The organism is Pseudomonas sp. S32, assembly GCF_016648095.1.
Lineage (GTDB): Bacteria > Pseudomonadota > Gammaproteobacteria > Pseudomonadales > Pseudomonadaceae > Aquipseudomonas > Aquipseudomonas parafulva.
In genome coordinates, this window is sequence record NZ_JACVVF010000133.1 from 1 (window position 1) to 223 (window position 223).

At 52.9% G+C, this 223-nt stretch carries 1 protein-coding gene; it reads right to left on the minus strand.

The genetic code is table 11. The annotated features are described in order from the left end of the window. The coding region (locus tag IAE38_RS23750) for an immunoglobulin-like domain-containing protein (RefSeq protein ID WP_201219600.1) at window positions 1–223 on the minus strand (223 nt) is incomplete at both ends.

The window sequence follows — 223 nt, forward strand, 5'->3', positions numbered from 1 at the left end:
GTGGTTGTTGATTGGCAGACCATCTTTGTTGGTCAGCGTCACGGTGTAGGTAATGTCGCCACCTTCGGTGACCGACGAGGTCGCGGTCAACTTGGCGATCACTTCGTCGATGGTGTCGGTGACTTTTACAGACGCATCACCGCCCAGTTGCAGGTTTTCGAAGGTACGGCCGTCGATATCTACAGCTGAAGTAATGCCGAGTTTGATTTCACCCGAGTCTTTG